Annotated in this window: 20 protein-coding genes; 3 read left to right on the plus strand and 17 right to left on the minus strand. The window is 51.4% G+C overall.

Annotation, left to right across the window (positions count from 1 at the left end; all coding sequences use genetic code 11):
* Window positions 1-302: 302 nt before the first annotated feature.
* From MKX42_RS24310 to MKX42_RS24350, 9 genes are all read right to left on the minus strand, one after another.
* Window positions 303-1,196 (minus strand): Rpn family recombination-promoting nuclease/putative transposase, encoded by an 894-nt coding sequence (locus MKX42_RS24310; protein WP_340757791.1) that lies wholly within the window; start codon window positions 1,194-1,196, stop codon window positions 303-305.
* Between the two features lie 174 nt (window positions 1,197-1,370).
* Window positions 1,371-1,940 (minus strand): manganese catalase family protein, encoded by a 570-nt coding sequence (locus tag MKX42_RS24315; protein ID WP_036692823.1) that lies wholly within the window; start codon window positions 1,938-1,940, stop codon window positions 1,371-1,373.
* 48 nt (window positions 1,941-1,988) lie between these two features.
* Complete coding sequence (locus MKX42_RS24320; RefSeq protein ID WP_036721463.1) at window positions 1,989-2,255, minus strand: spore coat protein CotJB; 267 nt, start codon at window positions 2,253-2,255, stop codon at window positions 1,989-1,991.
* 3 nt (window positions 2,256-2,258) lie between these two features.
* The gene (locus MKX42_RS24325; RefSeq protein WP_036692819.1) at window positions 2,259-2,474 is read right to left on the minus strand and encodes a spore coat associated protein CotJA; all 216 of its coding nucleotides are present in this window, start codon (window positions 2,472-2,474) and stop codon (window positions 2,259-2,261) included.
* Window positions 2,475-2,669: 195 nt separating this feature from the next.
* Window positions 2,670-4,028 carry a hemolysin family protein gene (locus MKX42_RS24330; RefSeq protein ID WP_445669341.1) on the minus strand — a complete coding sequence of 453 codons (1,359 nt, stop codon included), beginning with the start codon at window positions 4,026-4,028 and terminating at the stop codon, window positions 2,670-2,672.
* A gap of 18 nt (window positions 4,029-4,046) precedes the next feature.
* Window positions 4,047-5,189, minus strand: a complete 1,143-nt coding sequence (gene yfkAB / locus MKX42_RS24335; RefSeq protein WP_340755246.1) for a radical SAM/CxCxxxxC motif protein YfkAB — start codon at window positions 5,187-5,189, stop codon at window positions 4,047-4,049.
* A 169-nt stretch (window positions 5,190-5,358) separates the two neighbouring features.
* Window positions 5,359-6,465: an HD-GYP domain-containing protein gene (locus tag MKX42_RS24340; protein WP_036692813.1), complete on the minus strand. Its 1,107-nt coding sequence runs from the start codon at window positions 6,463-6,465 to the stop codon at window positions 5,359-5,361.
* Between the two features lie 59 nt (window positions 6,466-6,524).
* Window positions 6,525-7,346, minus strand: coding sequence for an undecaprenyl-diphosphate phosphatase (locus tag MKX42_RS24345; RefSeq protein WP_036692810.1), 822 nt, complete (start codon window positions 7,344-7,346; stop codon window positions 6,525-6,527).
* Between the two features lie 75 nt (window positions 7,347-7,421).
* Window positions 7,422-8,861 carry a bifunctional metallophosphatase/5'-nucleotidase gene (locus tag MKX42_RS24350; protein WP_340755249.1) on the minus strand — a complete coding sequence of 480 codons (1,440 nt, stop codon included), beginning with the start codon at window positions 8,859-8,861 and terminating at the stop codon, window positions 7,422-7,424.
* Window positions 8,862-9,014: 153 nt separating this feature from the next.
* On the opposite strand from MKX42_RS24350, the gene moaD reads away from it, so the two are divergent.
* Window positions 9,015-9,263: a molybdopterin converting factor subunit 1 gene (gene moaD, locus MKX42_RS24355; RefSeq protein ID WP_340755251.1), complete on the plus strand. Its 249-nt coding sequence runs from the start codon at window positions 9,015-9,017 to the stop codon at window positions 9,261-9,263.
* 159 nt (window positions 9,264-9,422) lie between these two features.
* Entirely contained in the window at window positions 9,423-10,463 is a 1,041-nt protein-coding gene (locus tag MKX42_RS24360) for an HD-GYP domain-containing protein (protein WP_340755253.1), read from the plus strand.
* Window positions 10,464-10,576: 113 nt separating this feature from the next.
* Here the strand turns inward: MKX42_RS24360 and MKX42_RS24365 are convergent, their stop codons facing one another.
* Together MKX42_RS24365 and licT are read right to left on the minus strand one after the other, a co-directional pair.
* Window positions 10,577-12,439: a beta-glucoside-specific PTS transporter subunit IIABC gene (locus MKX42_RS24365; RefSeq protein WP_340755256.1), complete on the minus strand. Its 1,863-nt coding sequence runs from the start codon at window positions 12,437-12,439 to the stop codon at window positions 10,577-10,579.
* A gap of 242 nt (window positions 12,440-12,681) precedes the next feature.
* Window positions 12,682-13,527: a BglG family transcription antiterminator LicT gene (gene licT, locus MKX42_RS24370; protein WP_340755258.1), complete on the minus strand. Its 846-nt coding sequence runs from the start codon at window positions 13,525-13,527 to the stop codon at window positions 12,682-12,684.
* A gap of 265 nt (window positions 13,528-13,792) precedes the next feature.
* On the opposite strand from licT, the gene MKX42_RS24375 reads away from it, so the two are divergent.
* Window positions 13,793-14,041 (plus strand): DUF7667 family protein, encoded by a 249-nt coding sequence (locus MKX42_RS24375; RefSeq protein WP_340755260.1) that lies wholly within the window; start codon window positions 13,793-13,795, stop codon window positions 14,039-14,041.
* Window positions 14,042-14,126: 85 nt separating this feature from the next.
* Here MKX42_RS24375 and MKX42_RS24380 read toward each other — a convergent pair whose 3' ends face one another.
* From MKX42_RS24380 to sufD, 6 genes are all read right to left on the minus strand, one after another.
* On the minus strand, window positions 14,127-15,995 hold the full coding sequence (locus MKX42_RS24380; RefSeq protein WP_340755262.1) for an ABC transporter ATP-binding protein: 1,869 nt from the start codon (window positions 15,993-15,995) through the stop codon (window positions 14,127-14,129).
* The gene (locus MKX42_RS24385; protein ID WP_340755264.1) at window positions 15,992-17,761 is read right to left on the minus strand and encodes an ABC transporter ATP-binding protein; all 1,770 of its coding nucleotides are present in this window, start codon (window positions 17,759-17,761) and stop codon (window positions 15,992-15,994) included. Before MKX42_RS24385 ends, MKX42_RS24380 begins: the two co-directional genes overlap by 4 nt.
* Before the next feature lie 662 nt (window positions 17,762-18,423).
* Complete coding sequence (sufB, locus tag MKX42_RS24390) at window positions 18,424-19,821, minus strand: Fe-S cluster assembly protein SufB (RefSeq protein WP_036721442.1); 1,398 nt, start codon at window positions 19,819-19,821, stop codon at window positions 18,424-18,426.
* A gap of 30 nt (window positions 19,822-19,851) precedes the next feature.
* On the minus strand, window positions 19,852-20,280 hold the full coding sequence (sufU, locus tag MKX42_RS24395) for a Fe-S cluster assembly sulfur transfer protein SufU (protein ID WP_339313364.1): 429 nt from the start codon (window positions 20,278-20,280) through the stop codon (window positions 19,852-19,854).
* Window positions 20,267-21,493: a cysteine desulfurase gene (locus MKX42_RS24400; protein WP_340755266.1), complete on the minus strand. Its 1,227-nt coding sequence runs from the start codon at window positions 21,491-21,493 to the stop codon at window positions 20,267-20,269. The genes sufU and MKX42_RS24400 overlap by 14 nt, the downstream gene beginning before the upstream one ends.
* On the minus strand, window positions 21,490-22,791 hold the full coding sequence (gene sufD / locus MKX42_RS24405) for a Fe-S cluster assembly protein SufD (RefSeq protein ID WP_036721436.1): 1,302 nt from the start codon (window positions 22,789-22,791) through the stop codon (window positions 21,490-21,492). The genes MKX42_RS24400 and sufD overlap by 4 nt, the downstream gene beginning before the upstream one ends.
* Window positions 22,792-22,805: the final 14 nt, after the last annotated feature.

Consider the following 22,805-nt stretch of genomic DNA (forward strand, 5'->3'; position numbering starts at 1 on the left):
CTCAGCCGCCTTGATCGCCTTCCTCCGTCTGATTATTTGGTATTTATTTACATATTCAGTGTAAGCCTAGAAGCTGGTTTCCTCAACGTTCAAAAATATACATAATTTTACATACAATTACCTCTAGGCCCTTGTACACTCCCCCAACGAGGTCATACTATCATTTCCTTTGATATTCTGGTTATTATTGGTTATTTCAGAAAATCACATGAAAAAACGCCTCCAACCCTTGCTTGGGTCTGGAGGCATTTTTTGCAGCTCTCTTAGCATATCTCTTCTTATTCCGTTTTTTGGAGCCCTGCTTACATCAGCTTCTTAATCTCTTCCACCGGTAACTCCACAGCCTTGGACACCGCTTCCGGAGTAAATCCATGAAGCAGTAACTTACGGATAATCTCTGCTTGGCCCTTTTCTATGCCTTTCTCTATGCCTTGTTCTATTCCTTCAGCTATACCCTCTTCATATCCCCAACGCTTCCAGGCTGGCATGAGTTCCATAATCGCTTCACCCTCCTCCGGGTATTGTATCATTAACTCTTTTATAATCTCTTCATCCTGGTCCCGGTCCGGTTTAAAATATAAATCTGCTACTGACATCACAAGCGCCAGCCGACCTTGATCGAGTCGTGTCTTCAGCTTCATGAACATGCGCAGAAACTCCCGGCGTACTTCTATTGCTTCTCTTGTAGTATACCCCATCTTAGCTAGTAACGCAGCAGCTACTGCATTGTCTGAATCAATAAACCGGCGCCAGTTCTGCTTACGCAATTCCACCTTGAGAAACTGGAAGCGCAGAATCTGGTGCTCAGGAATAACCATCTCCAAGGTGTCCTGCTCTTCTCTGATCTCATCTGAAGTGAAAATGGCAATTGGAATAATCAGCTTATGTTCTTTGCGGTAGCGCTCGAATAAGCGGCTGAAGTAAATAAACATCCGTTCGTGAAACTGTGTGTCCCGATACGACTGCGGCTCCAGATGAATCAAAATATAACCGTCCAGTCCTTTATAGCGGATTTCCAGCAGCAGATCCAGCTCCCGCGCTTCCTCGCCAACAATATCGACCAGCAATTCCTGCATCAGAAACCGGGTTTCACTATAGTCCAGCATCGAATCTAGCTCAGGGAAAAACAACTCAATGAATTCCTGAAAGAACGTCTCCAGCAGCTTCTTAAAAGCCTCATCATGCGGTAAGGGGATTTTAGTCGCCTCCTGTTATATTTTGCTTGTTTCTTGTGAGAATATCCCATTTTAATGGAATTAAATATAACAAAAAGCACACATGTTCGTGTTTAATGTAAAAAGAGCCGCAGATGTTGCTCCTGTGGCTCTTCTTATCAAACTATCTATTTAGATTTATGCATGCATCAACGCTCAAAACACCCGCTTCTTATCCTTCTCCTCAATCAAAATCTGCACCGATTCCTTGAACCGGATCGCATGAATGATCTCCCGCTCGCGCAGGAACTTGAGGCTGTCCTGCAGATCCACATCGTCGGTCATGTCAATCAGCCACTGGTATGTAGCCCGGGCCTTCTCCTCTGCGGCGATGTCCTCATACAGGTCAGCGATTGGATCACCCTTGGCCGCAATGTAGGCAGCTGTGAACGGAACACCGGCAGAGTTGTTGTAGAACAGCGCATGATCCCGCTGCGCATAGTTCGGGCCTAAGCCTGCGGCTTCCAGCTCCTGCACCGAGGCGTCCTTGGTCAGCTTGTAGATCATAGTGGCAATCATCTCGAGATGGGCGAATTCCTCAGTGGAAATATCCGTTAGTACACCAATTACCTTATCGGGTATAGCATACCGCTGGTTCATATAACGCAGCGCCGCAGCCAGCTCGCCGTCCGCACCGCCGTATTGCTCCATCAGATACCGGGCCATCCGCACATCACATTTGCCGACACGCACCGGGTATTGCAGCTTTTTCTCATAAATCCACATTCGTGAACTTCCCCCTCCTTAAGGCTATTTCATTCCCGGCTTCATGCCTTAGACTTGCCAAGGCCAGGGACTCTCGCTCCATTGCCATGGAGCCTTGGAATAGGCTCGGCCGAAATTCTGCAGCGGTCCGTATAGCTCCTGGAACTGGTTCGCCAGCTTGGTGCGCTCATACGTCAGCTGATTGAACTGTTCAATCGCCTTCACATCCTGCGGATGAGTATCCAGGTACAGATTCAGCTCTACGAGTGCAAAATCAAGCACCTGCAGCTGCTCCAGCATCTCGTAATAACGGGGCTCGCAAGGATTAGCTTCCATAGCCTACTTCCCTCCTTTGAACTTGGACTCATAAGGGCTGTATAGCGATGGCCATAACGTTCCATGCTTGAGCGCCTCCGGCAGGGAGAACTGCGGCAGATTCGGGGGCTGAAACGTGACGAATTGGTTCGGCGGCACAACGTACGTCTTGAACGGCACCGGCGGACAAGGATCAAACGGTCCCCTGTACGGTGTCCATACGCGATCCTGGGAGTTCAATGATCATTCCTCCTCGTAAGGTTTTGACGGCATTGCCTGATGAATGTCCAGATCTCTGATCGTTACCTTCGTAACTAACTTATGACGGTCCAAGGGTCATCATTCCTGCGCAACAAAAAAACAGGGCCCCCAAAAGCCCTGCAACCCGGCCTCTGAAGTCCCTGCTATATTTGAAAATATGAGTTACACTTCTGCTTACTCCTTCGCATCTTCCCGGCCTTCCGCATCCTCTTCAGGTTCTGGCGAAGGCTCGCGGTGGATGTTGATCCGGGTGATCCGTAGCCGGGTGGACTCCTCTACCTCGAAGGTAACGTCGCCAACCACTACCTGTTTACCTTTGGACGGGTTGCCCTCCAGCTCCTTGAACAGCCAGCCACCGATGGAATCCACCTCGTCATCCTCAATCACGACGCCCGTAAGATCGTTGACGTCTTCAATCAGCATCCGTCCTTCCACGGAGATGTAATCCCCGTTGCGCTCCACGCTGGGGCGCTCATCCTCGAACTCGTCATGCAGATCGCCGACGATCTCCTCCAGGATCTCTTCAGCGGTCAGCAGCCCCGCAGTTCCGCCGTACTCGTCAACGACCAGCGTCAGCTGGGCCTTATTCTTCTGCATCAGCCGCAGCGCATGGCTAATCTCCATCGATTCCGGCACGTTCAGAATCGGACGGACCAGCGAAGCCAGATCATTCTGCTGCTCCGGCGGGGCGAACAGCAGATCCGTGATATGAATGAAGCCGATAATCCGGTCCTTATCTTCTAAGGCCACCGGATAACGCGAATGCTTCGTTTCCGTAATGATTCGCATGTTCTCCTCCAGCGGAAGATTGCTGTATAGTACATCCATATCGGTACGCGGCAGCATCACCTCACGGGCCAGCAGGTCCGAGAATTCGAAGATGTTATCCATCAGCTTCATTTCATCCTGATCGATCACCCCGCTCTTCGCGCTCTGATTCATCAGAATGCGGATTTCCTCCTCCGAATGGGCAGCCTCGGCTTCACTGGCCGGCTCCACGCCGAACAGTCTCAGCAGAGCGTTCGCAGATGCATTCAGCACCCAGATGAAGGGCAGAAACAGATTATAGAAGAACATCAACGGTGCGGACAGCAGCAGGGCTGAGCCTTCTGTTTTTTGAATAGCCAGAGATTTCGGTGCCAGTTCCCCCAGCACAATATGTAAGAAGGTAATAATGGAGAAGCCGATAATCACAGATACCGTAGAGATTAACGTCTGGTCAGTAACACCGATCTGGTACATCAGAGGCTCCACCAGGAGTTCCGAGATCGCCGGTTCCCCGACCCAGCCGAGTCCAAGAGAAGCAAGTGTAATCCCGAACTGGGTGGCCGACAGATACGAATCCAGCCGCTTGTTGACCTTCAGCGCATATCCGGCCATTTTGTTGCCTTCGCTGACCAGCTGGGTCAGACGGGATTGTCTGACCTTGACCAGAGAGAATTCCGCCGCAACAAAGATACCATTTAATAATACGAGCACCAGAACGAGCAAAAGATTAAGCACTAATCTTCCTATTTCAAATTCCGTATGCACTATAATAACGCCCCATTTCTACAAGGTGATCGCTTTTCTGGTTTTGAAATCGACCCCGGGATAATACATATCGGCCACGAGCAGGTTAGGTCCGCAGCAGCCTGCTGCATCACAATAACAGTTCACTTGCTGATTCAAGGGATGCTTAGTCTGCCACTCGGTGAAAATGTCATCCAGCTTCGAGTTGCTGATATTACCAAAGGCGGATATGTCAGCGAAGTCCGTTACAAAGACGTCGCCCGTGAACAGGTTCACATTGACCCGGTTTCTTCCGTCCGGATCATTACGCAGCGTTACATTCTTCTCGCTGCGCAGTCTGCCGAGCAGCTGCTGGTCTTCCTCCAGGAAGCTGCAGGCGAAGAACGGCAGCGTGCCAAACAGCATCCACATCTCCGGGTCACGATGATCCAAGAGGGAATGAATCGCAGTATTCATCTCCCGGAGCGACAGCACAGGCAGCTTCGAGGCGAAGCTGGATGCGTACATCGGGTGTACCTCATGACGTCTTGCCCCCATGTCCCCAATCAGCCGGTGAATCTCGGGAAGCTTGGTGTGCGTACGGTAATTGATCATCGACTCGGCAGAGATCAGCATTCCATCGCTGCTCAGCCGGCGGGAATTCTCCAGCATCGTGTCGTACAGCCGGTAGGCGGCCTCCTTCGAGACCGGGTGACCGCTGTTCGCAAAGCCCACCTCGTGGAAGTCATCACCGTTCACATAGTTGAACGAGATATGCATAACGTCCAGGTAAGGGAGCAGCTGCTCATAACGGGAATATGGCATAGTCAGATTCGAGTTGATCTGTGAACGGATACCCCGCTCCCGTGCATATTTCAGCAGCGGTACGATAGTATTCTCCACCGTCCCGGCACGGAACATCGGCTCCCCGCCTGTAATGCTGATGGTCTGCAGGTGCTCCACCTCCTCCAGACGCTTCAGCATCTGAGTCAAAGGCAGTAGCTCTCCCTCTTTCATCGTGAGACTATCGCCGACGGCGCAATGCTCGCAGCGCATGTTGCATAGATTCGTGACCGTCATCTCTACACTGGTCAGTACATGCTGCCCGTATTCGCGGAGTGAAGTAATCGGGTCCCACGGATCATACTCCGGCGACAGCTCTTTTACAGGAATTATAGATGATGATGGCTCTAATATACTCATTTCTTAATGCTCCTTTAATGCTTATTCCTTATTATTAACCCAAAACAAAAGAAAAAGAACGATAACTTAAGCTATATCATACCACGACTACTCAAAAAAACAGCAAGGCGGAGAATATAGCTCCGCAATTCCTGCAGATACCCTATTCTCTCCTCGCTGTGCAGAACACCTATCCGGTACTTTTCACTACAGGTTCTCCCCCGTCCGTCACATCCACAATGACTACAGAGAGGGCTTTGCTGAGATCACGTTCATAGGGGGTAACCGTTTCGCCTTCGGGTCCGTTCAGCACCCGGACAACAGGCCGATGCGGCGTGCTGGGATCAATCTTGACCACCACACCGCTCTCGCCGGAGCTGAGCTTCACCGTAAGGCCCAGCGGATAGATGGCCACGCGGTCTCTGAATAACTCCAGCTGCTTCTGCTCATACAAGGTTCCCGAGCCGACATACAGCGCTTCTACCGCCTGATGGGGCAGCATGGCTTTTTTGTAGATCCGGTTGGAGGTCATTGCATCATAGGAATCCGCTACCCCCAGCCATTTCGCATATTCATGGATCTGCGGACCCGTCAGGCCGCGCGGGTAGCCGGAGCCATCAATCCGTTCATGATGCTGCAGGGCACAGTGGGCCGCCAGCAGAGGAATATTCGGCTCTTCCTTGAGGATACGGTATCCGATCTCGGTATGCGCCTGCATATGACGGAATTCCTCTTCGCTGAGCATACCGGGCTTTTGTACAATTTTGACAGGAATCTGTGTCTTGCCGATATCATGCAGCAGTGCACCTAGCCCGATGACCCGAAGCTCTTCTTTGCTGTAGCCATGGGCAATGCCAAGCACCAGCGTATACAGGCATACGTTCAGGGAATGGACGTACAGATAATTGTCAGCCGTGTGCATGTCAAGCAGCATGATCATCGGATCCTCCTGCAGGGACATGTCGTCGAGGATGGAATCCATCACCTTGGAGAACTTCTTATCCAGATGATAAAAGCCCTTGGTAATCCCCGAGGCGCCGGACATCTGCTGAAACTGGTTCCGGATCACCTTGAGCGCCTGATTGCGCGTCTCATCCTGCAGCATTCCGGGAATCACAATATCCTCCGTGAGCGAATCCTCAATATAGATATAGCCGATATCGATTCTGGCAAGCCGCTTGATCAGGGGATCGGTAAGCTCCACTCCGTCCGCGAGCAGAACCAGCCCTTCATCATTATATATTTTTTTACCCAGCTTCATTCCCGCCTGAAGCCGATTGACGGATACTAGACGCACCTTGGCTCACTCCTGCCTTTAAACGGTAAAATTGCTTTTTTGTGATGCCAAGCTGAGAATCAACGCATAATAAACAGCCAGAAGGCGGCTGCAAGGATAAAGCGGTAGATGGCAAAATGCGTCGGTCTGATCTTCTGGATCATTCTCATGAACAGAACTACCACCACATAGGCCACGATGAAGGAAATAATGAAGCCGATGACAAAATACCCGATCGTCTCGCTCGTGAAATTCTTGTACGAATCCAGCAGCTCATACCCCGAGGCCGCGCACATAATCGGAATCGCGATGAGGAAGGAGAAGTCGGCCGAAGCCTTGTAGCTCACCCCGCTCAGCATCCCCCCGGAAATGGTCGAGCCGGAGCGGGAGAACCCGGGCCAAAGGACGGAAATAATCTGAAATAGTCCGATCGAGAGTGCCTGCCCGTAAGACAGATCATCCAGATCATGCGCGGTCACGCGGATCTTGCGTTTGTTGACCCATTCGGCAATGATCATCAGAATACCGCCTGCTACCAGCGCCCAGAGGACGGTCGATGCCCCGAAGAGGCTTTTGATAAAGTCCCTTGCAAAAAAAGCTACAGCGAGCGCAGGCACAATGCCCAGCAGCACATGAATCAGGTTCAGACGGGCTGCCGGCATTACGCCCCCTCTGTCTCTGCGGCCGAAGCCGAGCAGATTCACAATCCGCTGGCGGTAGACCAGCGCAATGGCCAGAATGGCCCCCAGCTGAATCACAATCTCATACGTCTTCATAATCGAATCCTGCTCGTTAAATCCCAGAAGCTTAGTTGTTAGAATCATGTGTCCCGTCGAAGAAACCGGAATAAACTCCGTGATTCCTTCCACAATTGCCAGAATAATGGCTGTAATTGTATCCATATTACTCCTCCTGATCTAGTCAATGAAACCTGGTAATGCGTTAACTGTCAATTTGATAAAACATGGTGTGGATCATCAGGTGGATTGCCTCTCCCAGCGAACCGCTTCACACTCATCCAGACTCCCCGGCCGCTGCAGCTCCATCCGCAGCAGATCGCGCAGGAAATGAGGCAACAAATATACCGCCTCCCGGCCATTAGCTATACTCTCATAGCCTGTACGGAACGTAAACATATCCAGTGTGCCAACACTATATACCTTGGTATCCTCCAACTGCTCCCCGCCGGCAAAAATCGCAATACCGTTATCATAAGGCATGACCCTTGGATCGTACAAGATTTTTAATCCGTCCACAGCCAGGGTCCCCAGTACCTCTCCCCGGAAGCCGTATCCGTAGATGACCTTATTCCGGAACTCTGCCATCAGGCTCTGTTCCAGTGCAATACGGATATCCTTGCCTGTCAGCTGTACAATACAGGGATTAATCGGAGAAGGACATAGGGCATGCAGCATGCCTGCGGTGATATTGCCCTCCGGCAGCGGGCCGAGCAGCTGGCCTGTATTAACGAGCGAGATGGGGCTGCCTGTGAACTGGCGGACTGCCTGTGCCAGCAGGTTGCCAAAAGGAGACTCCCCCTGCAGATCCAGCGGCAGCATGCGGTCGCAGATGGCAACCGTCTCCTCCAGGGCCTCACGGCCGCGCTGCAAATGGATCGCTGCCGCCGGAGCAATAAGCTCCTCTGTCAAGGCAGGATCAACTTCCGTGCAGCCTCCTTCAGCCAGGTGAAATACTCCGTCAGGCTGCTCCCGCTCGAAGACCACCCTTCCGGCGTACCGGCCGAATTTGCCGGCGCCGCATACGGCTGTCCCGTTAATCATCTGCGGCTGCTCCAGCATATGGTGGGTGTGCCCGCCCAGAATGGCATGCACACCTTCCAGCTTCTCTGCCAGCCTCTGGTCTGCGGGCAGCCCCAGATGAGACAGAATGATCACAATATCCACCTGTGGGGCAAGCAGCTGAACCTGTTCGCGCAGCGCCTCTTCCGGGTCCAGCACATCCCAGCCGAGCAAGGAATAGAAGGAGGTGAACGCCGCCGTCGCACCAGTCAGTCCAATCTTGATCCCGTCCTTCTCCAGAACCGCGCGGCGCTGCATCCAGTGAGGCGGCTCACCGGTGGCGGACTCCAGGAAATTGCAGCATACCACATGACACTGGATGCCTGTGAATATGGCTGAGAGCATCTCCTTGGAGAAGGTGAGGCCTTCGTTATTACCGATGGTGACTGCATCGTATCCGGTCAAATTCATAATATCGATGTTTGCCTGTCCCATCGTGCCTTCCGTCTCTACAGCGGCGCGGTCCATATGATCGCCGATATCAAGCAGCAGGACCGGCTCCTCGCCCGCCGCTGCCTTCATCGCGGATATCACTGCCGCGAGCGGACTCATCATTTCAAAGTGGCTATGTATATCATTGGTATGAATAATGGTTAATCTTTGCGGCCCAGGCTTCATAAGCTGGCTTCCCTCCCACTTGTACAGCCGTTTATAAAGTAAGCGGCAGGCTTGTTCTGTTCTAGAGTTAGCATAACATTTTCAGACTCAATATGGTATATTGTAATCATTATAAGCTGTCCTAAGCTTAAGTCCAGGAAGGGTGAAGAACGCATGCATATCTCTATCCGTCTGTTCGCCGGTCTGGCCGAAATTATCGGCTCCTCCACTCTGGTCTTCCACGCCCATGAGTCCCCTGTAACAGCAGGCCGGCTGAAGGAACTCCTCTCCGCTTCCTATCCCGATGCCGCGCCGCAGATCAGTGTATCTCTGGTGGCCGTTGATCAGGAATATGCGCCTGATGATACGGATATTACCGAAGGCTCAGAGGTTGCCTTCATTCCACCTGTGTCCGGCGGTTAACCGGACCACTCCCCTTCCGCGAATCTGCACAGCTTCAGAGCAGGGTAGGACCAGCGGGTTGCACAATCTGCAAGCTACAATCAGTACTCTTACACCATTGAATATTGCGGACTTTGTTGCTATGCTGTAAAAAATTGCTATAGTAAGGTGGCCTATTCATTGAGAGTGCACGTGATGGATCTTAAACCGGGTGATCATCTGCGGATGGATACCTTCAGCTCCCGCGGGCTGCATGTACTCCCTAAAGGATCACGGCTGCAAATGGAGGAAATCGCCAAGCTGATACAGCACGGCGTTGATTATGTAGATATTGAAACGGTACAGGAAGAGCCCGCCCCTTCCAGCCGGACCTCAATCATTCAGGCCGCAGCCAGCAGCTTCGATACTACGATTGACGGTTTTGAATCTCTATATATGGAAGCGCTCAGCAAAGGCAGCTTCAATCAGTCCGTGGTGGATGATATTCTTCAGCCGATGTTGTCCACGCTGGACAAACATAAGGACGTAGTGACCCTCCTGCTCCTTCTGGACCGCGAAGATAATTATACCTACAATCATTCCCTTCAGGTAGGCATGCTGTCCTATTATCTTGCCTCGTGGCTTGGTTATTCTAAGTCAGAGTGTTACGAGATCGGGCGTGCGGGATACCTGATTGATATCGGCAAATGCCGTATCTCCCCCGCCATTCTGAACAAGCCCGGCAAATTAACACCTGATGAATACGAAGAGATCAAATTACATACGGTTTACGGGTACGAAATCATACAGAATTCCATGAACGATCCTTTCACAGCTCTGGTTGCCTTGCAGCATCATGAACGCGAGGACGGCTCCGGTTATCCTAAGCAGCTGACCAAGACAGATATTCACCCTTACGCCCAGATTACAGCTGTTGCGGATATTTACAGCGCTATGACCACTCACCGGGTCTATCAGTCCAAGCAGGAGCTGATTTCCGTTCTGCGTGAGATCAACTCCCTCAGCTTCGGCAAGCTGAACGGCAAACCGGTCCAGGCCTTCATCAATCATCTGATGCCTAACTTCATCGGCAAGCGCGTTCTGCTGAGCACCGGTGACATGGGTGTTATTGTGATGAACAACCCGCTGGATGTCTTTCGTCCGCTTGTACAGAGCGAAGGCAGGTTCCTCGACCTGTCACGCGAACGCAAAATTGCCGTCGTTGAGATTTACATGGAGTAGCCTTAACTGAGCATTTTCACACGAAAGGGCTGTCCCGAGTGAGCCATTAATTGGCCAAGCCGGGACAGCCCTTATTCGTGGGTAATATGACAGTAGCCATAGCCCCAATAATTTTACCGGATGAGTGTGAGCAGCAGTTCGCCGCTAGGCACTTCTGTCCCTGTGCTCTTAAGCACATCAAGGTATTGTGCCGAGTTGGTGACAATCACCGGTGTCGCAGTTACAAATCCGGCTGCACGGATGGCTTCAAGGTCAAATTCAAGCAATAGCTGACCCTTGACCACCTTGTCGCCTTCCTTCACTTTTTTGGTAAAATGCTGACCCTTAAGCTTCACGGTATTGACACCGACATGAATCAGCAGCTCCGCACCGCTATCCGAAGTGATGCCGATGGCATGTCCTGTCGGGAATACAGTAGTTACCGTACCGTTCACAGGGCTGGTTAAGATACCGGAAGAAGGCTCAATGACAATACCCTTGCCCATAGCGCCGGAAGCAAAAGCTTCGTCAGGCAGGGTGCCCAGCGGATGCAGCGTCCCCGCCAGCGGGCTTACAACCAGTTCTTTATCAATCAACGTAGGTGTGGTCGTACCCGAGGTTCCTCCTGGGCTAACGGATACAGCAGCATCTGTCTCAGGCTCCTTGTAGCCAAGCACCAATACCAGTACAGCAGCCAGTACAAATGCTACCAGGATACCAATGACTACCCAGACAAATCCGGTGCCGAAATATGTCGGCAGGGCCAGCAGACCCGGCAGCGAGAAGGACAATGCTCTTGCGCCGCCTGTTGCAATAATTGCCCCCCCGATAGCGCCGGAGATACAAGCATAGATGAACGGTTTCTTGAGCTTCAGGGTGACTCCATAAATTGTTGGTTCAGTAATCCCAAAGACCGCAGATAGTGTAGAAGAACCGGCGAGCGCCTTAAGCTGCGGGTTCCGCGATTTCAGGAAGACACCGAACACCGCCCCGGCCTGCGACAGAACGGCCGCACTGAGAATAGGCAGCATGGTATCCTGTCCCAATGTAGCAATATTGCTGAGCATGATCGGCACAAAGCCCCAGTGTACACCAAAGATCACGAATACTTGCCAGAAAGCCCCGGCAATAGCTCCGGCCACAAGCGGACTTAGATTGTAGAGCCAGGTATAGCCGGAGGCCAAGCCGTCACTGATCAGGGAGCCTACAGGTCCGAAGGCCAGGAAGGTAAGCGGAATAACAATGAGCAGCGCGAACATGGGAACGAGAATATTCCGCACGGACTCATGAATGAAGGAACGGAACCAGCGTTCCACATACGACTGCACCCATACCGCCAGAATAATCGGGATCACGCTGGAGGAATAGTTGATCAGTACGATCTTGATTCCCAGGAAGTGCAGCGGGTCAGGCGAGCCTACGGCCGCAATGACTGCGGGATATATCAAGGCTCCGGCTATGGCAATCGACACGAACTGATTCGCCTTGAATTTGCGCGCAGCCGTAACCGCCAGGAAGACAGGCAGGAAATAGAATACGCTGTCGGCAGCCGCATTAAGGATCATGTAAGTACCGCTGGTAGCGCTAATCCACTCCAGGGACAGAATCAGAGCCAGCAAGCCCTTGAGAATCCCCGCCCCGGCCAGTGCTCCCAGAATCGGCGAGAAAATACTCGAAATGATGTCCACCGCTTTACCCAGAACTCCGGTGCTCTCTGAGCTCTCGTCACTGCCGCTTTTCTCCGCATCCTGAAGCGAGGTTTCCTTCATAATCTGCTCGAATACCTGGCTGACATTATTACCGATAACCACCTGGAATTGTCCGCTGTTCTCGACTACTGTAATGACTCCCGGCGTTTTTTCCAGCGCTGCTTTATTGGCTTTGCTGTTATCCTTCAGCTTGAATCTTAAGCGTGTGGCACAATGGAAGACAGAATTCACATTTCCTTCTCCGCCAACGAGTGTGATAATTTGTTTGGATAAATCTTTATTGCTCATTTGGGTTTGCTCCTTTTGAGATCTGTAATATAAGCATCGCTGCAGAGGCGAATGATGCCAGCGTATTCTATTTGTTCCCCTCTGCAAACAAGAAAAACCTGAACTCAAGACAAAAAAGACGTTAGTACACGCTTTTTTGCCATCAGTTCAGGTTTTGCCTGCATGACCAGTTACACCCTGACAGATGATATGAAATTTAAAATATTGTAGTCTTGCGTATCTTACGTGTTAAATGCTACTTGTTACTCCAGGTTATTGCGTTCCGTTACACGCTGAATGTGAATCGTCAAATAGACATATTCATCCTTACTGAGGCTCTGGCCATGGGATTTCTCCAGATATTCATTGATCTTGCCAACGCATTCGAAAGCCTTAACATAGGTTAGCCTCACCTGGTTGTACAGGAACTCTTCCCCGCTGTTATTGGTCTCCTTCTTCATCACCCGCATGGAAAAATACTGCAGATGGGTCAGGAACCGCGAGTAGTTAAGCGAGGTCTCGTCCAGCACCACCTTATAATGATAGGTAACGATGTTCAGAATATTCTGAACAATCTCCGTCATCTTAATCGTCGATCTTACCTCGGTACCATCCATTCTGGCGTTGACCAGGTGGAGGGCAATGAACCCGGCTTCATCCTCACCCAGCGAGAGGCCGGTGGTCTGTTCAATCATCTTCAGGGCATCCAGCCCGATCCCGAATTCCTTCGGGTAAAAGCGCTTGATCTCAAACAGCATCGCATTCTTCAGCTGAATCCCCTTCTCAAAACGCTCCAGCGCAAAATGGATATGATCCGTCAGCGTTAGATAGAGATTATCGTTCAGCTCCGTGTGCAGCACTCCACTCGCGTAGGTGACAATGCCGCTGGCCAGCTCCAGGTGAGCCACCGGAATATCATTCAGCAATTCAGTCAGCCGGGCAGTGAATTCATTCTCATTCAGCAGAAAAATCTTATCCACCTTGGCAGGATCAACATAATCCCCCGCCACCTTATTGAAGGAAATCCCTCTGCCCATCACAATAACCTCCTTGCCCTTCTGGTTCTTGGTCAGGAGCACATTATTGTTCAGCACCTTCTCGATAATCATCTCTATTTCACCCCCTGACACATAGTTTGTACAAAAAAAGCCTAAGTTGATCCCAATATCATTCATAAAATGATACTCGCATCAGCTTAGGCATTGCCCGCGTTACCGGTCACAATCCTTTATTACTGCTATTGTAGCATAAATAAAAGCGATTTCAAGAACTTTTTTATTCTAAAGATCTGAATATTCATATTTGGCTTCATTCCGGTTTGAAACCGTATCTCCAGGGTCACGCTAATAGCAGACAGGAATACAAGGAGGAGATATGATGCTTGCAGTTCATCAGCGCCTTGCCGAGCTGTACACCCTGAGTCTGAAGCGTCCGCTGGCTCCGGCGGAGCAAGACGAGCTTCAGCACTGCCTGCATGCCAACACCGTCTACTGCTGGGAAATGGCCCGCCTCCAGATTGAAGCCCTGCTGGCAGCGGATACTCAAGATACCCAGTGGCAACAAGAGATCAGCGCTCAGCTGCTGGAGGTCCGGGTAAGCGGGAAGCCGGGGAAACGGCCTTGACGGGAACTTTTCACCCCTTCCTATAATTCCCAGTATTAAAAAACAGCAACCCATCCCCATCGGGGCCAGGCTGCTGCATCTGCTTCTACAAGAAGCGGAACTGTGCTTCAATTAGTCCGTTATAAATACCGTCGTGCTTAGTCAGCTCGGCATGATTGCCTTCTTCCTTAATCTCGCCGTGATCCAGCACCACAATCTTATCCGCATGACGGATGGTCGAGAGCCGGTGGGCAACGATGAAGGAGGTCCGGCCCTGAAGCAGCAGCTTCAGCGCTTCCTGAATCTTGATCTCCGTCTCCGTATCAATGCTGGCGGTCGCTTCATCCAGAATCAGAATCCGCGGATCGGCCAGCAGCGCCCGGGCGAAGGAGAGCAGCTGGCGCTGTCCCATGGACAGTGCGCTTCCCCGCTCCTCTACTTCAGTATCATAGCCGGCAGGCAGCTTGACGATGAAATCGTGGGCGTCTACAGCCTTGGCGGACGCCTCAATCTCTTCGTCCGTGGCATCCAGCCGCCCGAAGCGGATGTTGTCGCGGATCGTTCCCGAGAAGATGAAGGTATCCTGCAATACAATCCCGATCTGTTCGCGCAGGCTCTGGAGTGTAACATCGCGGATATCCCGTCCGTCAATGGTAATGCCACCGCTCTTGATATCATAGAACCGGCCGATCAGGTTGATAATCGTGCTTTTGCCGGAGCCGGTATGTCCTACGAGTGCAATGGATTGGCCTGCGTGGACATCCAGATTAATGCCCTTGAGTGCCGCACGGCCCTTCTCATATTCAAACACAACATTATCGAAGTGAATATCTCCCTTAATCTTGGACAGCGGGGTCGCTCCCGGCTTATCCTGAACGGCAGGCTGCTCATCGAGATACTCGAAGATCCGCTCTGAGGAAGCCATCGCAACGAGCAGCTGGTTGTACATCTGTCCCAGCCGGTTGATCGGGTCCCAGAAGTTGCTGACATAACTGCTGAAGGCGACCAGGAAGCCGACCGTAAGCTCTCCCGATTGAATTAGGTAAGCCCCGAACCAGAAGAGAATCATCGTCCCGAAGCCGCCGGTGACTTCAATGATCGGACCGAATGCCTGGTTCATGGCTGAGGCCTTGTTCCACGACTTCCGGCTGTCCATATTCATGGCATCGAAATAATGCATGTTCTCTTCTTCCTGCGTGTAGGCCTGGGTGACGCGAATCCCCTGAATCGACTCATTCAGATGGGAGTTGATCCGCGAGTTCTTCATACGCACATCCTGCCAGGCAATACGGATTCTCTGCCGCAGCTTGGTCGAGATCAGGAACATAATAGGCACCGTAATCATCACGGCCAGCCCCAGCTTCCAGTTGATCAGCAGCAGAATAATCATAATGCCCAGCAGCTGCACACAGTCAATCATTAGATTGACGACCCCGTTGGTGAACAAATCCTGCAGCGAGTTAATATCATTGGTCACCCGGACCAGGACGGATCCGGCCGGACGTTTATCGAAGAAGTTGAAGGACAGCTTCTGGATATGCCGGAACAGGTCCGATCGCAGATCATAAATCACCCGCTGGCCAATCACATTCGTATATTTGATTCGGTATACGCCCGCAATCCATTGAATCAGATACAGAATGATTACACTAGCCGTTAATGTGTAGAGCAGCGTCAAGCTGGTGTTTCCGTCTTTTGGAGCAATCGCTTTATCAATCGCCATACTGGTCAGGAATGGAACCGTCAGCTTGGTAATCGTACCCAGAATCATCATAATTGAGACCAGCGGCAGCATCTGCCTCGCATATGGCTTCATATAACTGAATAAGCGGGTGAACTGCTTCCAGTCAAAAGCCTTGTCGATCACATCATCATCTTTATAGATAAAACGTTCTTCAAGTGTCTGTTCTTCAACCTTACTGTTGTCGGTATTTAATACGCCGTCAGCGGTCTGCTTGGAGGTCTCAAGACTCATGCCGGATCACCCGCCTCTCGCTTCATATCCCTGGCTAAATAATCGGCATACTGAATCCGGTACACATCCTGGTAAGGTCCCGGGACCGCGATCAATTCCTGATGGGTGCCCTGCTGGACCATTCTCCCTTCATTCATGACAATGATCTGATCGGCATGGCGCAGGGAGGAGATCCGGTGGGCAATAATCAAGGTGGTCCGTCCGCGCATAACCTCCTGGAACCCGGCCTGAATCTCATGCTCTGTCTCCATGTCCACCGCACTGGTGGCATCATCCAGAATAAGAATCCGCGGATTCTTGAGCAGTGCGCGGGCGATGGCAATCCGCTGCTTTTGGCCGCCCGAGAGACCCATTCCCCGCTCACCGACTACCGTATCGTAGCCTTCCGGCATCTCCATAATAAAGTCATGCGCCTTCGCCAGCTCGGCGGCACGGATGATCTCATCCATGCTGACATTCTTCAGTCCATAAGAGATATTATTGCGGATCGATGAGGAGAACAGGAAGGTCTCCTGGAATACCGTCGATATTTGCGAGCGCAAACTACGGACCTGGAACTCGCGGATATCCACGCCATCGAGCTTGATACTGCCCTGATTCACATCATAAGCACGCATCATCAGCTGGGTAATCGTGGATTTACCGGAACCCGTTCCGCCAAGGAATCCAATGACCGCACCAGGCTCCGCATGGAAATGAATATCCTTGACTGCCGGCATTTTGTTGCCATAAGCGAAGGTGACATGATCGAACTCCACCTCACCCTTCACTTCTGCCGCTGCAAGCTCGCGGGCATTGTCTTTATCCCGGACATCGATTGTCTGATTCAGCACTTCCAGCACACGTTCGCCGGAGGCCTTCGATTGGGTATAGTTATTGATGTGGAACCCGAGTCCCCAGACCGGACCGATGATGTACCAGATCAGGCTGAAGAACGCAACCAGCTCACCCAGCGACATCTGCTTGTTGATAACCAGCGTACCGCCGACACCCAGCAGGATTGCTACACTGACCGACGCCAGCAGCTCCATGAACGGGAAGAATTTACTCCACAGCTCAGCTGCAAAAATCTGATTATCTTTATAACGTTCATTACGGTGTGAGAATTTCTCAACTTCGTAGGCCTCTCTGGCAAACGATTTGACCGTTCTTACTCCGGTGACATTCTCCTGTACAGCCGTTGTCAGGGAACTTAACGCCAAGCGCATCTCCTGAAAGGCCGGGTGAATCTTGGATTCAAATCTGAGTGCAACCACCGCCAGAACCGGCATTGTGATCAGAGTAACCAGCGTCAGCTGCCAATTGATGGTGAACATCATAATGGAGCCGAACAGAACCATGAAGAACACATTCAGCAATTGGGCAAATCCGAAGCCGATGAACATGCGGATTGCTTCCAAATCCCCGGTCAGCCGGGACATCAGGTCACCTGTCTTCGCCGTATCATAATACCGGAAGGACAGAAATTGCAGCTTCTCGTAACAGGCATTGCGCAGCCGGTAAGCCAGGAAATTCCCCAGCCGTCCACCGAAAAATCCATGGGCAAACTGCAGGCACGCCTTGACAATAATGACAGCAAGCACACTGAGAGCGAGTACGGGCACCTCAGTAAACTTTAGGGGAATAATAACATCATCGATCAATCTCCTTAACAAATTGGGGGTAATAAGCCCCACTGCAGTTGCGGCCGCCAAACATACAATCGACAGAATCAGATAGTGCAGCTTCTCCCGATAAAAGCCCCGCAGTTGCCTGAGAACATCCATATCTCTCCTCCTTAAAGCTTTACGAAGTAAAGCTGGCTCCGTAAGCATAAACTTGGTCTCTAAATATCGCACCGTAAGCCAGTTTTTTTAGCGCTTCCAATTTAGTGACTTTAAGCAGTTTATCATCCCTAATTTAATGCGGCAAAGGGGAGAAACCACCGTTTTCCCTCTTTTTTCGGAATAAACCGGGCTTAAGCAGGGGCTAAAGGACGCCCGTCGTTTTAAATGCTGCTATTTCCTCGCAAATACTGCTCAATTAAGATATAGCAAGATTCAACAATACGAAGCAGCTTTTTGGAAGCCTAATAAAAGGTATTTTATGTATTTTTATTGCGAATTGGCCTCTGAAGAGGACTGAAATTCCGCTAATCGGGAAAATCAGCAATATTTACTCAGCAATCGGACTCAGATTCCTTTATTTCACAGACCGACCCTGCTTTAACACCCCTAAAGACAAAATAACGGAACCTCAGTCCGTTTCAGCACCAAACTGAGCTTTTTTGAAGAAATAAGAGCTTCTCAGTCCACCTCATCCTTACTACAAAAAAAGCTCAAACACTCCTAATAGAAGACAAAAGTGCCCACAGCGCTTTGACCAACCTGCATCAAAGTTCTGTGGACACTCACTAAATATATCTTTGAGTATTGGAAGAAGCTCCCGGTTACCCGATGCTTCCTTCCATTTCGAATTTTATGAGACGATTCATCTCAACCGCATATTCCATCGGCAGCTCCTTGGTGAACGGCTCGATGAAGCCCATGATAATCATCTGCGTGGCATCAGCTTCGGAGAGACCGCGGCTCATGAGGTAGAATAGCTGCTCCTCAGATACCTTGGAGACCGTCGCTTCGTGCTCAAGCACAATGTTATCGTTCATGATCTCATTGTAAGGAATCGTGTCCGAGGTGGACTCGTTATCCAGAATGAGCGTATCGCATTTGATATTGGATTTCGCGCCTTCTGCCTTGCGGCCGAAGGAAGCAAGTCCACGGTAAGTGACCTTGCCGCCGTGCTTGCTGATCGACTTGGATACGATGGTTGAGGTGGTATCCGGTGCCAAGTGGATCATTTTGGCGCCTGCATCCTGATGCTGATTCTTGCCCGCTACCGCGATGGACAATACAGAACCCTTGGCTCCACGGCCTTTAAGAACAACCGCAGGATATTTCATAGTCAGCTTGGAGCCGATGTTGCCATCTACCCATTCCATCGTAGCATTCTCTTCGGCAACCGCACGTTTGGTAACGAGGTTGTAGATGTTCGGTGCCCAGTTTTGAATGGTGGTATAACGGACACGAGCGTTCTTCATGCAGAGAATTTCAACCACTGCACTATGCAGAGAGTTCGTGCTGTAGATCGGGGCAGTACAGCCTTCAACGTAATGCACGAAGCTGTCTTCGTCTGCCAGAATCAGAGTACGCTCGAATTGTCCCATATTCTCGGAGTTGATGCGGAAGTAAGCCTGCAAAGGAACTTCACACTTCACACCCTTCGGAACATAGATGAAGCTGCCTCCTGACCAAACGGCACTGTTAAGTGCGGCGAACTTGTTGTCTGCAGGCGGAATGATTGTGCCGAAGAACTTCTTGAACAGCTCAGGATGATCACGCAGTGCGGAATCCGTATCTGTGAAGATCACACCCTGATCCTCCAGGTTCTGCTGCATGCTATGATAGACTACCTCAGATTCATACTGTGCAGAGACACCGGCAAGGAACTTCTGCTCCGCTTCCGGAATTCCCAGCTTGTCGAAGGTCTCTTTGATCTCGGAAGGTACCTCCTCCCAAGTCTTGCCCTGCTTCTCGGAAGGTCTAACATAATATTGGATATCCTCGAAATCCAGATCATCCAGATTGCCGCCCCATTTCGGCATTGGCATCTTACGGAACTGCTCCAGGGATTTCAGCCGGAATTCCAGCATCCATTCCGGCTCGTTTTTGATTGCGGAGATTTCCCGGACGATTTCTTCCGTGAGTCCTTTACCAGACTGAAATATCGACTTGTGCTCGTCACGGAATCCGTACTGGTATTCCTCCATATCAGGCGCTTTCTTAGCCATGGTGTCAGCCTCCTTGTGTGTAATATTATTTTATAAGCTTCTTTGCGTATCTATGCCTTTGCGAAGCGCGTTCCAGGCCAGAGTGGCACATTTGATCCGCGCCGGAAATTTATTAACACCGGACAGGGCTTCAATATCTTCGTAGTCACCGAAATCTGCTTCCTCACCCTTCATTAGAGAGGAGAAGCTGTCGGCCATCTCAAGCGCATGCGCTATCGATTGGCCCTTGACCGCTTCCGTCATCATCGAAGCCGACGACATGCTGATTGAACAGCCTTCGCCGCTGAAACGGGCGTCCTGGACGATCCCATCCTCCACCTTAAGCTGAAGCGTAATGCGGTCGCCGCAGGTAGGGTTATTGAGCTCAATCTTAAGTGCGTCATCTTCAAATGAGCCGCGATTCCGGGGATTTTTGTAATGATCCATAATTACGCGTCTATATAAGTCATCCAAGTTCATAGCTGAAATACTCCTTTGCCTTAAGTAAGGCTTGAACCAGCGCATCTACATCTTGTTCAGTGTTGTACAGGTAGAAGCTCGCCCGGGCGGTGGAGCTGACCTCCAGCCAGCGCATGAGCGGCTGGCAGCAATGATGCCCCGCGCGGACAGCCACGCCTTCCGCATCCAGCACGGTGGCCACATCATGCGGATGAACATCACCCAGATTGAAGGTGACTACCCCCACCTGACGGTTGCGGGGACCATAGATCGTCAGATCACTGACCTCCGACAGCCGCTGCTCCGCATATGCTGCAAGCTGCATTTCGTGGCGGTGAATCTCATCCATCCCGACCTCCTGCAGGAAATCAATCGCTGCTCCTAAGCCGACGGCACCAGCAATAATCGGTGTTCCGCCTTCGAACTTCCACGGCAGCTCCTTCCAGGTAGACTCATACAGCCCGACATCATCGATCATCTCGCCGCCGAATTCAACCGGCTCCATAGCTTCCAGCAGCGCCTTCTTGCCGTAGAGAGCACCGATACCAGTAGGTGCAAGCATCTTGTGCCCGGACAAGGCGTAGAAATCGCAATCCAGTTCCTGCACATCCACCTTCAGATGCGGTGTGCTCTGTGCACCGTCCACCACAATTACTGCACCGTTCCGGTGGGCAATCGCTGCAAGCTCTTTGATAGGATGAGTAACGCCCATGACATTGGATACATACGCAATGGCTACGATCTTGGTCCGGGCAGTAATCGTCTGCTCGGCATCCTCCAGCGTGATCGTACCGTCCTTTTGCAGCGGCAGGAATTTCAGGGTAGCCCCGGTGTTCTTGGCCAGCTGCTGCCAGGGAATGAAATTGCTGTGATGCTCCATCTGGGTAATCACGATCTCATCCCCTTCCTTCAGGACGGAAGGACCGTAAGAGGAAGCTACAATATTGAGCGCGGTCGTTGTCCCGCGTGTGAAGATAATTTCCTTCACACTGCGGGCATTAATGAAGTTCTTCAGCTTCTCGCGGGCACCTTCATACGCATCGGTTGCCCGGCTCCCCAGGGTATGCACCCCGCGGTGTACGTTGGCATTATCCCATTCGTAGTAAGACTTGACCGCCTCAATGACCTGGCGCGGCTTCTGTGAAGTGGCCGCACTGTCCAGGTAGACCAGCGGATGGCCGTTGATCTTCTGGTTCAGGATGGGAAACTGCTCCCGGATCTGACTGCTAATCATTGGCCTAACTTCCTTTCCACAAGAGATTGGAGCTGATTGCGCAGTCCCTCCAGTGGAATTTGCGATACAACAGGTGCAAGGAAGCCGTATATGATCAGTGTTTCTGCGTCATGCCGCGATAATCCCCGGGACATCAGGTAATAGACTTGCTCGTAATTGACCTGTCCTACGGAAGCGGCATGGCCTGCGGTTACATCATCTTCATCTATAAGGAGGATCGGGTTGGCGTCTCCGCGCGCTTTGGGGCTTAGCATCAGAACCTTCTCTGTCTGCTGTCCGTCAGCTCTGGTAGCGCCCTTCTCAATCTTCGTAATTCCGTTAATAATCGAGGTTGCTGAATCCCGCATAACAGCACGCGTGATCATGTCACTTGGTGTATTTCTGCCGAAGTGCTGGGCTTGTGTAGTATAGCTCAGCTTCTGCGAACCGGAGCCTACAGCAATGACCTTCGCATCTGAGCTTGAGCCGTTGCCTTTAAGCACCGATTTGGTATCGCTGGCTGTATCTCCATAGTTCATCTCACCGATGATCCATTCAATGGTGCCGTCATTCTCCACAACGGCGCGGCGGTACGTCACATCCGTTGTATCCTGTCCCAGCTGATGTACGGTAGCGTATCTCACAGTGGCACCTGCACCTACGAATACTTCAACGGCTCCGTTATGCAGACCCGCTTCAGTCTTATCGGATACGTAGTTATCCACGTAGGTCAACGAACTGTTAGTATCGGCAACAATCAGAATATGCGGTACAAAGGCAGCTTCAGCGTCATCCGTGAGCAGAACCGCCTGCAGCGGAGTCTCGATGACAACATTCTTCGGAACATAGAGGAATACCCCGCCGTTCCATAGTGCTGCATGCAGTGCGGCGATGGAGTGCTCTTCCGGCAATACTGCCTTATGCAGATAACGCTGAACAAGGTCTCCATGCTCTCTGACTGCAGTCTGCAAATCGGTGAAAATAACACCTTGCGCAGCCAGCTCCGGAGCCAGGCGGGCATATACAGCCCCTGAATTCCGTTGAATAATCAGGCTGCCTTCCTCTTGTCCTTCAATCAGCCCGGCAATAGAAGCCGGTGCATCTTGAAGTGCCGCCAGCGCCTGGCTTGGCTTGTATTCCCCGTAGTTGTTGATATTCCAGCGGTCAATCCGTGTCTTCTCCAGCTTCGGCAGGTCAAGCCCTGCGGCAAGCTCCAGAGCCTTCAAACGGCTGTCCTTCAGCCAGCCCGGTTCGCCGCTACTCTGCGATTGTGCGCCGAGCTGCTGTGCATCCACGGGAAGAATGGTTTGCGTCGTCATAAGTGGTTTCCTCC

It is taken from the genome of Paenibacillus sp. FSL R7-0204 (genome assembly GCF_038002225.1).
Classification (GTDB): Bacteria; Bacillota; Bacilli; order Paenibacillales; family Paenibacillaceae; genus Paenibacillus_AQ.